General features: G+C 53.0%; 10 protein-coding genes. All 10 read left to right on the top strand.

What is annotated here, in order from left to right; translation table 11 throughout:
• The first annotated feature begins 15 nt into the window (after positions 1-15).
• Positions 16-285, top strand: coding sequence for a YciI family protein (locus tag AAFJ72_RS19490; protein ID WP_122906201.1), 270 nt, complete (start codon positions 16-18; stop codon positions 283-285).
• 81 nt (positions 286-366) lie between these two features.
• Entirely contained in the window at positions 367-729 is a 363-nt protein-coding gene (gene cccB, locus AAFJ72_RS19485; protein ID WP_122906200.1) for a cytochrome c551, read from the top strand.
• Between the two features lie 158 nt (positions 730-887).
• A complete protein-coding gene (argC, locus tag AAFJ72_RS19480; protein ID WP_432775357.1) occupies positions 888-1,928 on the top strand; it encodes an N-acetyl-gamma-glutamyl-phosphate reductase in 1,041 nt (346 codons plus the stop codon).
• Positions 1,929-1,941: 13 nt separating this feature from the next.
• Positions 1,942-2,742 carry an acetylglutamate kinase gene (gene argB, locus AAFJ72_RS19475; RefSeq protein ID WP_432775356.1) on the top strand — a complete coding sequence of 267 codons (801 nt, stop codon included), beginning with the start codon at positions 1,942-1,944 and terminating at the stop codon, positions 2,740-2,742.
• Positions 2,743-2,755: 13 nt separating this feature from the next.
• Positions 2,756-3,937, top strand: a complete 1,182-nt coding sequence (locus AAFJ72_RS19470; protein WP_432775355.1) for an aspartate aminotransferase family protein — start codon at positions 2,756-2,758, stop codon at positions 3,935-3,937.
• A 205-nt stretch (positions 3,938-4,142) separates the two neighbouring features.
• On the top strand, positions 4,143-5,249 hold the full coding sequence (locus AAFJ72_RS19465; RefSeq protein ID WP_432775353.1) for a carbamoyl phosphate synthase small subunit: 1,107 nt from the start codon (positions 4,143-4,145) through the stop codon (positions 5,247-5,249).
• A complete protein-coding gene (gene carB / locus AAFJ72_RS19460; protein WP_432775352.1) occupies positions 5,242-8,484 on the top strand; it encodes a carbamoyl-phosphate synthase (glutamine-hydrolyzing) large subunit in 3,243 nt (1,080 codons plus the stop codon). The genes AAFJ72_RS19465 and carB overlap by 8 nt, the downstream gene beginning before the upstream one ends.
• A complete protein-coding gene (argF, locus tag AAFJ72_RS19455) occupies positions 8,429-9,400 on the top strand; it encodes an ornithine carbamoyltransferase (protein ID WP_432775351.1) in 972 nt (323 codons plus the stop codon). The genes carB and argF overlap by 56 nt, the downstream gene beginning before the upstream one ends.
• A 434-nt stretch (positions 9,401-9,834) precedes the next feature.
• Positions 9,835-10,386: a DUF5317 domain-containing protein gene (locus AAFJ72_RS19450; RefSeq protein ID WP_122906193.1), complete on the top strand. Its 552-nt coding sequence runs from the start codon at positions 9,835-9,837 to the stop codon at positions 10,384-10,386.
• The gene (locus tag AAFJ72_RS19445; protein ID WP_432775349.1) at positions 10,370-11,707 is read left to right on the top strand and encodes an HD-GYP domain-containing protein; all 1,338 of its coding nucleotides are present in this window, start codon (positions 10,370-10,372) and stop codon (positions 11,705-11,707) included. The genes AAFJ72_RS19450 and AAFJ72_RS19445 overlap by 17 nt, the downstream gene beginning before the upstream one ends.
• The last annotated feature ends 414 nt before the right edge of the window (positions 11,708-12,121 follow it).

Below are 12,121 nucleotides of genomic sequence, written 5' to 3'. Positions count from 1 at the left end.
GGAGAGGGCTCATCCATGTTGTATGTCGCTTTGTTGCCGATTGTCGATCAGGAATTGAATGCGAAAATCAGACCGGCTCATTTGGCGTATATCAATGATTTGTACAAGCAGGGGAAAGTGGTGATGGCTGGTCCATTCACAGACAAGCAGGGAGGCATGGTCATCTACAAGGCCGAGTCTCTGGAGGAAGCACGCAAGCTGGCAGAAGGCGATCCGGTTATTGTAGAAGGCGCGCGGACACTGGAACTGCGGGAATGGAATCCGCTCGAACTGCCCTTGTCCTGAAATTTGTAGCGTGACAGGAATGAAGAGCGCGTTGTGGAGGTATACTGAGCGAAGAATTCCTATAAAAAGGAGGGAACAGCCTTGAAACGCATCCCATTGATTACGGTTGCGGCTGTACTTTCATTCTCGCTTGCTGCCTGTGGCGGTAATCAGCAGGCACAGCCCCCTGCTGAAACCCCTGCTGCGGAAACGCCTTCGACGACAGCTCCATCTGGCAGCTACGATGCGGCGACGGCAGAAGCGTTGTTTAAAAACAACTGTGCAGGCTGCCATGGACAATCGCTGGAAGGTGCTGTCGGGCCGAATTTGCAAAAAATTGGCAGTCAGCTAAGCAAGGAGCAGATTCTGGAAGTGCTGAATAACGGAAAAGGCTCGATGCCGCCTGGTCTGGTAAAAGGGACAGACGCGGAAAACATCGCTGCCTGGCTTGCAGACAAAAAATAATGTGAGTTGGACAAAGGACGCTCGGGTACAGTACCTGGGCGTTTTTTGCATAATACTGCCCTGCATGCGTCAGATTTGCCAGTTGTATTTCGTGTGAATTTTTATTATTATTCATGTATAAAAATACAAGTCGGTGATAGGAAGAAGGAGAGAGGTGCATGATTCGGGTCGGAATCGTTGGGGCAACCGGTTACGGCGGTGCGGAGTTGATCCGTCTGCTGGCTGGTCATCCCCATGTTGAAATAGCGAATGTTTATTCAAGCTCCGCAGAGGGAGAAGGGCTGGAGAAAACTTTTCCTCACGTAGCGGGATTGGGACTGCCAAAGCTTTTGCCGATTGACGCGGAAAGCATGAGCGCCGCAAACGATCTTATTTTTCTCGCGACACCTGCGGGCGTGAGTGCCGGATTGTCTCCACAGCTGGTAGAAAACGGCGTGAAGGTGATTGATCTGTCCGGTGATTTTCGCCTGGAAAAAGGCGAGGTGTACAAGGCGTGGTACAAAAAGGAGCCAGCACCCGCAAGCTATGTAGAACAAGCCGTATACGGCCTGACGGAATGGAATCGGGAGCAGGTAGCGGGGGCCAGTCTCATTGCCAATCCGGGCTGCTATCCGACAGCGACCCTGCTCGCCTTGATTCCTTTGATGAAAAGCGGCTGGGTGCAGTCAAACAGTTGGATCGTTGACGCCAAGTCAGGTGTGTCCGGCGCTGGCCGCGGCGTATCGCTTGGCGTGCATTACAGCGAAATCAATGAGAGCATTCATGCATACAAGGTAGGCAGCCATCAGCATACACCAGAGATTGAGCAGGAACTGCAAAAGCAGAGCGGCGTGGAGACAGTCATCCAGTTTACCCCGCATCTGGTGCCGATGACGCGCGGCATTTTGGTCACTGCTTACGGACATCTGACTGCAGATGTGACCCAGGCGCAAATTCAGGAGCTGTATGAAGCGACTTATGCCGACAAGCCGTTTGTCCGTGTGCGCCCGGCCGGAAGCCATCCGCGTACGAAAGAGGTTTACGGTTCGAATTACTGCGATATTGCGATTCATGTGGACCAGCGCACAGGGCGCGTCGTTTTGCTGTCGGTGATCGACAACATGATGAAGGGCGCGGCAGGCCAAGCCGTGCAAAACATGAACGTCATGTTCGGACTGCCGGAGAAAACGGGACTGCCGCTTGTTCCGGTGTATCCGTAGAGGGGGAGAAACAATGCAGGGAATCATCGTCATCAAATGCGGCGGAAGCACCATGGATCAGTTGCCTGATTCTTTTTTTCAGGCAATCGCCAGGCTGCAGCAGGAAGGCAGGCAGATCGTCATCGTACACGGAGGCGGGCCGGCGATTAACAACATGCTGGACCGCGTTCAGATCGTTCCCCAGTTTGTCGACGGGCTGCGTGTGACTTGTGAGGATACGCTGCGCGTCGTGGAAATGGTTTTGTGCGGGAGCATCAACAAGGTGCTGGTGAGACGGTTGACGCAGGCAGGTGCCAAGGCGTGGGGCGTGAGCGGAATTGACGGTCAGACGCTCATTGCGCAAAAAACGGCAAAGCCGCTTGGCTGGGTAGGAGAAATTACGAAAGTCGATACGACGATACCGCAGGCGATTCTGGCGCAAGGCTACGTGCCGGTGATTGCGCCGCTGTCCGTCAGTGAGGATGGAGCGGATACGTACAACATCAACGCCGATGTAGCCGCAGGAGCGATTGCAGCGGCACTCGCGGCGGAAAAGCTCATTATGGTAACAGACGTTCCGGGCATTCTGCGTCCGCAAGCAGACGGCACCAAGGCAGTCGTAGCGCAGACGAGCGCAGCGGAGATTCAGGACATGATTCAGTCCGGGATCATTAGCGGCGGAATGATCCCGAAGGTTCAGGCAGCACTGGATGCGCTCGGCGAGGGAGTCGACCAGGTGGTGATTTGCCGGGGGACGGCGGAAGATCTTCTTGGCGTATGTGCGGGGGAAGCAGTCGGAACCACAGTCAGAATGAACGTGAATCACGCAAATTAGGGAGGGAATGAACATGAGTACAGTGACAGCGCCTGTGCATGTGATGAATAACTATGCGAGATGGCCGATCAGTCTGGTCAAAGGCCAGGGAAATCAGGTGTGGGACGACCAGGGGAATCAATATCTCGATTTTACTTCGGGGATTGCGGTGACGTCTTTGGGGCATGTCCCGCCAAAAGTGACAGCCAAGCTGCACGAACAGCTCGATACGCTGTGGCACTGCTCCAACCTGGTGCACATTCCGCAGCAGGAGATTTTGGCAGAAAAGCTGAGCCGTCTGTCCGGGCTGGATCAGGCGTTCTTTTGCAACAGCGGGGCGGAAGCCAACGAAGGGCTGATTAAGCTGGCCCGCCGCTACGCGCAAAAGGTGAAGGGTGAGAATCGCTTCGAAGTCATTACGTTCGAGCAGTCTTTTCACGGGCGGACGCTGGCGACATTGACGGCGACCGGGCAGGAAAAGGTCAAGGACGGCTTTGCGCCGCTGCCGCCGGGCTTTGTCACCGTACCGTACAACGATCTTGCGGCGGTCAAGTCAGCGATCACGGACAAGACGTGCGCGATCATGCTGGAGCTGGTTCAGGGCGAGGGCGGCGTGCATCCGGCAGAAGAAGCGTGGGTCAAAGCGCTGCGCGACTTGTGCGACGAGCACGGCTTGCTGCTTTTGGTGGACGAAATTCAGACAGGAATTGGCCGCACCGGAACATGGTTCGCTTTTCAGCAATACGGGGTGAAGCCGGACGCAATCTCGCTGGCAAAAGGATTGGGCAGCGGGTTCCCGATTGGCGCTGTAGTCGCCACGAAGGAAGTGGCAGCAGCCTTTTCGCCAGGGTCGCACGGAACGACGTTTGGCGGCAATCCGTTGGCGGCGACGGCGGGAATCGCTACCTTGGCGACCATGGAAGAGGAGCAAATTTTGCAGAAGGTAGCCCATATTCACGATGTGCTGATGCAGGAGCTGGAAAAGCTGCATGCCGAACATCCCGACAAGGTCGTCGCAGTTCGGGGCAAAGGCTTGCTTCTCGGCGTGGAGCTTGCGATTCCGGCAGGGGACGTGGTTGCTTATGCACGCAGCAAAGGCGTGATTTTGCTGACAGCCGGTCCGCAAGTAGTCCGTCTGCTGCCTTCCTTCATCACGACTGACGAAGAGGTAAAGCAGGCAATAGCAGCGCTCGGCGAGGCGTTGTCCCAAGCCTGACCGCGCATATGGCCTGATTTTCCAAAATGCAACGAGTCCGCAAAGTCAAAAAACTCGTTGCATTTTTATAATGCTGAATGTATATTAATACAAAGAGTTGCATAAAGTTTCGGTATGAACGACATGAACGTGAATGAGTTATACACCTAAACAGATGCGCCAAAAGGCGTTGGCTCTTGCCTATTGGAGAGGAGTGGCTTCATCAATGAGTAGAGATAATCAATCGCTGGGAACGGGATACCTCACGCTGGAGAGCGGAGAAGTATTTGCGGGCCAGCTTTACGGAGCGCCGATTGACGGCTTCGGCGAAGTGGTTTTTCATACCGGAATGACTGGCTATCAGGAAGTCATGACAGACCCTTCCTTTGCAGGCCAGATCGTGACTTTTACGTATCCGCTGATCGGCAACTACGGCATTAACGAAAGCGACTACGAAGCGGCCAAGCCGGCCCTGACGGGGATGATCGTCAGTGAGCTGTGCACCGAGCCGAGTCACTACCAATCGACGAAAACATTGGCCCAGGCGGCAGAAGAATTCGGCTTCCCGATTTTGGCCGGGATCGATACCCGAACCATTACGAAGCGCGTCCGGCAAAACGGTCCGGTCTTCGGGGTCATTTCCGATCAACCGATGCAAGCGGAGGAGGTTGCGTCCCTGCGCTACAAGCATGCGAAAAAATCGCTGGTAGCCAATGTATCCACCCAGCAAATCGAACGTTACCCAGGAACCGGAGAGCATGTCGTGCTGATCGATCTCGGGATGAAAAAATCGATCCTCGATTCGCTTCTGGAGCTGGGCTGCCGTGTGACGGTTGTACCGTTCGACACTTCTTTTGCGCAAATCAACGCGCTCGCGCCGGACGGCCTGCTGTTTTCCAACGGCCCTGGCGACCCGGAGCACCTGCTGGCGTATTGCAGCGAATGGCGAAAAGCGGTTGAGCAGTACCCGACATTGGGCATCTGTCTCGGGCACCAGGTGCTGGCGCTGATGTACGGCGGCAAAACCGAGAAGCTGGCGTACGGTCATCGCGGCAGCAATCATCCGGTGAAAGACCTGGTGACAGGCAAGGTGTACATGACCTCGCAAAACCACGGGTACGTCGTCAAGGAGGAATCTTTGGACAAACGCCAGCTCACCGTATCTTACCGCAATGTAAACGATGGCTCTGTCGAAGGGCTGCGCCATGTGAGCCTGCCCGTTTTCAGCGTGCAGTACCACCCGGAGGCGCACCCAGGACCGAGCGATACGTCCCATATATTCCACCAATTCTTGCAATCGATGCGTGTAGTAGGAGCGAAGAGATATGCCTAAATTGCCACACATTCATAAAGTTCTGGTCATCGGCTCCGGCCCGATCGTCATCGGCCAGGCAGCAGAGTTTGACTACGCCGGCGCGCAAGCCTGCCTTTCGCTGAAGGAAGCGGGCGTGCAGGTTGTCCTCGTGAACAACAACCCGGCGACGATCATGACCGATGAGCAGGTCGCAGACAAAGTTTACCTGGAGCCGCTCACGGTCGAAGCGGTGACAGCGATTATCGCCAAAGAGCGTCCCGACGGACTTTTGCCTACACTGGGCGGGCAGACGGGACTGAATCTTGCTGTTGCGCTGGCAGAGGCAGGCGTGCTGGAAGCGTACAACGTCCAACTGCTGGGCACGCCACTTGCCGCCATTCAAAACGGGGAAGACCGCGAGCTGTTCAAGCAGTTGATGCAGCAAATCGGCGAGCCTATTCCTGAGAGCGATACCGTGGAATCTGTCGAGGCGGCTATCGAGTTCGCCAACAAGATCGGCTATCCCGTCATCGTCCGTCCTGCTTACACGCTGGGCGGTGCAGGCGGCGGTATCGCGGAAGACGAGGCAGCCTTGCGCAAGGTCGCCGCGGGCGGAATCGCTGCCAGCCCCATCGGGCAAGTCCTGATCGAACGCAGTGTAAAAGGCTGGAAAGAGATCGAATACGAAGTCATGCGGGATGCAAACGACACCTGCATCATCGTCTGCAATATGGAAAACTTCGACCCCGTGGGCATTCACACGGGAGACAGTATCGTCGTCGCGCCGTCGCAGACGCTGACAGACCGTCAGTATCAGATGCTGCGCAGCGCCTCGACAAAAGTGATTCGCTCGCTCGGTGTCGTCGGCGGCTGCAACATTCAGTTTGCGCTCGATCCGCACTCAGACCGCTATGTGCTGATCGAAGTCAATCCGCGGGTGAGCCGCTCAAGTGCGCTCGCTTCCAAGGCGACGGGCTATCCGATTGCGCGAATCGCGGCCAAGCTGGCATTGGGCTACGGGCTGGACGAAGTCATCAACCCGATTACCGGCTACACCTACGCCAGCTTTGAACCGGCACTGGACTACGTTGTGGTAAAAATTCCACGCTTCCCGTTTGACAAGTTCCCGCATGCGGATCGCAAGCTGGGGACACAAATGAAGGCGACAGGCGAAGTCATGTCGATTGCCCGCAATCTGGAAGCGGGACTGTTGAAAGCCGTTCGTTCGCTGGAGCAGGGCTGCACGCACCTGTCCCGTCCGGAGCTTGCCACCTGGACGCGCGAGCAGCTTGCACAGGCGTTGCAGGACGCGACCGACATCCGCCTGTTCGTTTTTGCCGAAGCGATCCGCAAAGGCTTCACAGAAGCAGAACTGCACAGCCTAACAGGCGTCGATCCGTTTTTCCTGCGTAGCTTGCGCAAAATCGTCGATCTGGAGGCAGAGCTGTCCGCACACGACAGCAGTACGCTTTCGCCAGAGCTGTTGCTTGCGGCAAAGCGCAGCGGCTTCGCGGATGAAACGATTGCTTCGCTGGTAGGAGCAACGCCGCAGCAAATCAAACAACAGCGCGAGCAAGCAGGCATCACGCCAACCTACAAAATTGTCGATACGTGCGCAGCCGAATTTGATGCGCAGACTCCATACTACTACTCGGATTGGCAAGGTGTAGACGAAGCAGAAACGCTGACCGGGCGAAAAGTGCTCGTGCTCGGCTCCGGGCCAATCCGCATCGGGCAAGGCATCGAGTTTGACTACTGCTCCGTGCATGCCGCCAAAGCGCTGCAAGCAAGCGGAATCGCAGCCATCGTGGTGAACAACAACCCGGAAACGGTGAGTACGGACTACGAAACAGCCGACCACCTTTATTTTGAACCGTTGCATGTAGAAGACGTGCTGCATGTCGCCGAGCGCGAACAGGTAGAGGGCGTCATGGTTCAGTTCGGCGGACAGACAGCAATCAATCTGGCGGCAAAGCTGGAGCAAGCAGGGCTGAAGGTCATGGGCACAGCGCTGACCGCTATTGAGCGCGCAGAGGACCGCGAGCTGTTTTACGCGATGCTGCGCAAGCTGAACATCCCGCATATCCCGGGCAAAGGCGTTTCGTCCCTGGAAGATGCAACAGCGATTGCGGAGGAAATCGGCTTCCCGGTTCTGATGCGGCCTTCCTACGTCATCGGCGGGCAAGGCATGGTGGTCGTGAACAATCTCGAAGAGCTGACAGCGACGATTAACGAATGGCTCCATCATCCGCAAAGCGAAGCATTTTTCCCGCTCCTGGTAGACAAATACGTCCCAGGCCGGGAAGCAGAGGTCGATGCGGTCTGCGATGGGCAGTCCGTCATTATCCCGGGCATCTTCCAGCACGTGGAAAAAGCCGGTATTCACTCCGGCGACAGCGTGGCGCTGTTCCCGGCTCCGGCACTGTCGGATGAGATCAAGCACAAAATTGCCAGCTACACAGAGGCAATCGCACGGGAAATGGAAGCGGTCGGCCTCATCAACATCCAGTTCGTCATCGACAACGATACCGTTTATGTGCTGGAGGTTAACCCGCGCGCATCCCGGACGGTGCCGATCACGAGCAAAGTGACGGGCATCCCGATGGTCCAGTTGGCTGTGCGCGCCCAGTTGGGAGAAAAGCTGGCGGACATGGGCTACGGAACCGGGCTGTTGCCGGAGATTCCTTTTGCCGTCGTCAAAGCTCCTGTGTTCTCGACGATCAAGCTGAACGGCGTGGACCCGGTACTCGGACCGGAAATGAAATCGACCGGGGAAGTGCTCGGACTCGGACGGACGTTTGAGGAAGCGGCTGGAAAAGCATTTGCCTTCAAAGACAACCTGTACGGCGACTGGAAAAACGGTCAGCTCGTCATGATCTCCCTGGCGGATGCAGACAAGAAGGAAGAGATCGGCCAACTGATCGGACAGCTTCAGGCAGATGGTGCCACGCTCGCAGCGACGGCAGGCACGGCCAACTGGCTGACAGCATCCGGCGTATCGGTCAAGCATGTCGTAGAAGATGAGGCAGCCTGGAACCAACTGCTGCAAAAAGAACAGGCAGCCTTTGCGCTAGTCACCGCTACAAAAGGAAATCAACAGGGCAGAAGAGGGTTTGCCTTGCGCAGCCGGATGGTGCAGCAAGGAGTTCCGCTGTTCTGTGCAACAGATACATTCTCGTTATATGTGAAGTCCATTATGATGAAAAGAGGTGGCTCTCATGCAGCCAGTGAAGATATTGGAACACTTTCAAAACTTGCCCCTGCAAAAGCATAAAGGAAAAGATTTCCTGCGTGTCGATGAATTTAACGGCGACGAACTGATGGAGCTTCTCCATCTCGCGGCGCACATCAAGCAGCTGCAAAAGCTGGGACAACCGTTCCAGCCTTTGCAGGGCAAGACGCTGGGAATGATTTTTGACAAGGCGTCGACGCGCACGCGCGTTTCCTTTGAAGTAGGGATGCACCAGCTCGGCGGGCTTGGCATGTTCATGAGCGGAAAAGAACTGCAACTGGGCCGCGGAGAGCCGATCAGCGACACGGCAAAGGTGCTGTCCCGCTACGTGGACGCGATCATGATACGCACGTTCTCCCACTCCTATGTGGAAGAGCTTGCCGAGCACGCCTCGATCCCGATCATCAACGGCTTGACCGACCTGTACCATCCATGCCAGGCTCTGGCCGACATGCTGACCATCTGGGAGCACAAAGGCAAGCTCAAAGGCGTCAAGCTCGCCTATGTGGGCGACGGGAACAACGTAGCCAACTCGCTCGTTCTCGCAGCCGCTTTGCTCGGCCTGGAAGTGCGTGTGGCGACACCTGCCGGCTATGAGATGGATGCGGCTATCGTGGCAAAGGCTGCCGAGTACGCGAAACAGAGCGGCGGAAAAATGATGGTGACGCACGATCCGAAAGAAGCAGTCGCAGGGGCAGACGCTGTATACACAGATGTCTGGACCAGCATGGGCTTCGAGGCGGAAAATGAAGTGCGGATGAAGGCGTTTGCCGGATACCAGGTGAATGAAGATCTGGTGGCAGAAGCAGACCGCGACTACCTTTTCCTGCACTGCTTGCCAGCCCATCGCGGCGAGGAAGTGACCGCAGGCGTCATCGACGGATCGCGCTCCGTCATCTTCGATCAGGCGGAAAATCGCCTGCATGCGCAAAAGGCAATTTTGGCAGCGCTGGTGTGAACATAGTGCCAGTCGGATAGAACTAATCGGAATTAAATCCAATAGACTACGAATCTATCATTGCCGAATTTTGACACTTATGTGTAAAATATAGTCAGGAAAGTTGCGAGGAAATACAGACTGTATCTGGTCGCTTGGTCTGTATGGAGCCAGTAGCGAATCCGCCCTTCTCGCAACCAGTGCGAAAGGAAAGACGGTGCAGAGGCTGTACCTGGTCGCTTGGCCTCTGATTGAAAACCAGTAGCGAAGCCAGCTTTCTCCACTATGCACGTAAGGAGGGGAAATCGAGATGAAAAAATGGTTCGCAGCGATCTTGATGGTGGTAGCGATTGTTGCTGCTACTTCTGCAAACTTCCATGTCGGATAATAAATTTTTCGAGGAAACACCGCTTGCTTGAGTGGTGTTTTTTCTTAAATCTTTGGAGGCAAGCGGCATGCTTTTGGATGTAATTTGTTTATCTTTTATTGTTGCTTTAATACGAGGGGGGAGAATAAAGGAATTTCCCAAGTTTAAAAAAGTTGTGTTGCTCGTCATTACGATTGTTCTCCAAGTTTGCGCTGCATTTTTTCCTACAGTGGGAGGCATTTTCATTTCGATCGCGTATGTATTTATATTAGCGTTCCTGATATGTAACAGAGAGTTCGAAGACATGCGCATATTTTTGATCGGATGGTTTCTAAATGCAATTGCTATTTGGACAAACAATGGAAAAATGCCTATAGATTTGGAGCAAGCAAAAAAGTTACCATATGATTTAGAGCCTGTTATCAACGGAACGAATTTTAAGCACAGTGTATTGACGGAAAGTTCGAATTTGCCATTTTTAACCGATGTAATTTACATGCCTTTGATTATTCCAAGGGTAATCAGTATTGGGGATATCTTTATTATGTTAGGAGCCTTTTTGCTAGTTCAGCGTTTGATGAATAAACCGATCTCGCTATTACAGCTTCATGAAGGTAAAAGATATGCGACAAAAAATTAATCTCTCAAATCTGATAAAGGGCATTGTAGTGCAGTTTGGCTTTGGTATAGCTGCAATCTGTATTTCTTACAGCTCAATATCGGAATGGGAGCCCAGAGAACATTGGGGAGTATTGTTTACCTATACTCTCCTCACTATCTTTTCCTGTTTTTCGCCTGTGCGAATTTCCAACACTATTTTGACAGTAAATAATGCTGTCATTTTTTCGGGGATCTTGTTATACGGTGTTTGGGTAGGGGTATGGACTGCGTTAATTGAATCGATTATCATTGCTTTTCTGGGAAGGATTCATCCTTTAAAAGCAGCTTTTAACATTGGGCAGCTACTAATGACGATTTGGGTAGTAGCTACTTTGAATGAGTGGATTAACAGTTTCGGTACAATCTCTCCCATCATATCGGATATATTTTTAGCAGTAGTTTACTGGTTTGTAAACCTTATGTTATGTGGATTAGGGATATCTTACTTCTATCAAAACAGTTGGGTTCAAACAGTCAAGGCGATGGCCAAGGGGTTCACCTCTACTTATTTGTTGCTTATGATTTTAGCAGGCGTAGGTGCCAGGCTAGTAGAGACTTACGGACCACTGACATTGATTCCGATGATGATTGCATTTTATACAATTAGCCATGTCTTTCATCATTACTACGAGAATCTTCAAAGGCTTCAACAAAAGGTTGAAGAGGTCAAATCTTTTAACCACAATTTTTTGACAGCCATGGCAGCCTCCATTGACGCCCGCGATCACTATACCAGCGGACATTCTCAACGGGTTGCTCACTGGGGAAAGGAAATTGCCATAGAAATTGGATTGCCTGCGGATAAAGTGGAGGAAGTGTATGTTGGGGGTATCCTGCACGATATAGGCAAGATTGGCATCGCAGATGAGATTCTCAATAAAAAAGGAAAATTAACACCTGAGGAATACGATAAGATTAAACAGCATACGGTGATTGGATATGAAATTATTTTGCAGGCGGGCATGTTTCATGAGCTTTTGCCTGCGATACGATCACACCATGAGCGAATGGACGGCAGAGGATACCCTGATGGTTTGAAGGGGGATGAGATCCCGCTCATTGCGAGAATTTTGGCCATATCCGATTCGTTCGATGCGATGGTGGCAGATCGGCCTTATCGAAAAGGATTGCCGGTCGAGGAAGCCCTTCAGGAAATACGCAGAGGAGCAGGAACGCAGTTCGATCCAGAACTGGCCAGCCATTTTGTCGCGATAGTGGAAAGACTTCCGCGAGAGGAACTGCAGCGTATTATTGGGCAAGAATCGAATCCGAAAAAACAGTTACAGGAGGCAAACAGCTAGCTGCCTCTTGTAACTGTTTTTTGTTTGGGCGCTTCCGAAGTTACGGTCAGATTCGGGAGAGCTAGCAGCATCGTGCATAAATCTCCCCTTTTTTGCATAAAAACGTTTCTATGCGTGGGACAAGGTATTGGACTGCACATTCATTCAATGAAGAAAGAACACAGATCCACAATAAACAGAATATTCATACACAAAAACCTAAACCGAGGTCTGCGCTTACGCACCCGCATTCCTTGCTACAAAGCCACAACAAGCCCCCTCGAAACCAGGAGGACAAGCCGGAAAAGCAAAAGCGCCAGACAGGATACCGCCTTTTCACCGAGAAAGCGCTTCCTGATTTTGTCTGCGAAAATATCACGAATAAACAAGAAAAGTGGTTGTATTTTTATTAACTCATTTGTATAATTACTCACA

Origin of the sequence: Brevibacillus gelatini, from assembly GCF_050920745.1 — a bacterium.
Lineage (GTDB): Bacteria > Bacillota > Bacilli > Brevibacillales > Brevibacillaceae > Brevibacillus > Brevibacillus gelatini.
The sequence above is the reverse complement of the archived record's forward strand: the minus strand, read 5'-3'. Positions and strand labels throughout refer to the sequence as shown.

What these genes read in the sequence shown, in the direction of transcription:
- argC (WP_432775357.1), top strand. Translation starts at nt 888, where the DNA reads ATGATTCGGGTCGGAATCGTTGGGGCAACCGGTTACGGCGGTGCGGAG.
- AAFJ72_RS19465 (WP_432775353.1), top strand. Translation starts at nt 4,143, where the DNA reads ATGAGTAGAGATAATCAATCGCTGGGAACGGGATACCTCACGCTGGAG.
- argF (WP_432775351.1), top strand. Translation starts at nt 8,429, where the DNA reads ATGCAGCCAGTGAAGATATTGGAACACTTTCAAAACTTGCCCCTGCAA.
- argB (WP_432775356.1), top strand. Translation starts at nt 1,942, where the DNA reads ATGCAGGGAATCATCGTCATCAAATGCGGCGGAAGCACCATGGATCAG.
- carB (WP_432775352.1), top strand. Translation starts at nt 5,242, where the DNA reads ATGCCTAAATTGCCACACATTCATAAAGTTCTGGTCATCGGCTCCGGC.
- AAFJ72_RS19450 (WP_122906193.1), top strand. Translation starts at nt 9,835, where the DNA reads ATGCTTTTGGATGTAATTTGTTTATCTTTTATTGTTGCTTTAATACGA.
- AAFJ72_RS19470 (WP_432775355.1), top strand. Translation starts at nt 2,756, where the DNA reads ATGAGTACAGTGACAGCGCCTGTGCATGTGATGAATAACTATGCGAGA.
- AAFJ72_RS19490 (WP_122906201.1), top strand. Translation starts at nt 16, where the DNA reads ATGTTGTATGTCGCTTTGTTGCCGATTGTCGATCAGGAATTGAATGCG.
- AAFJ72_RS19445 (WP_432775349.1), top strand. Translation starts at nt 10,370, where the DNA reads ATGCGACAAAAAATTAATCTCTCAAATCTGATAAAGGGCATTGTAGTG.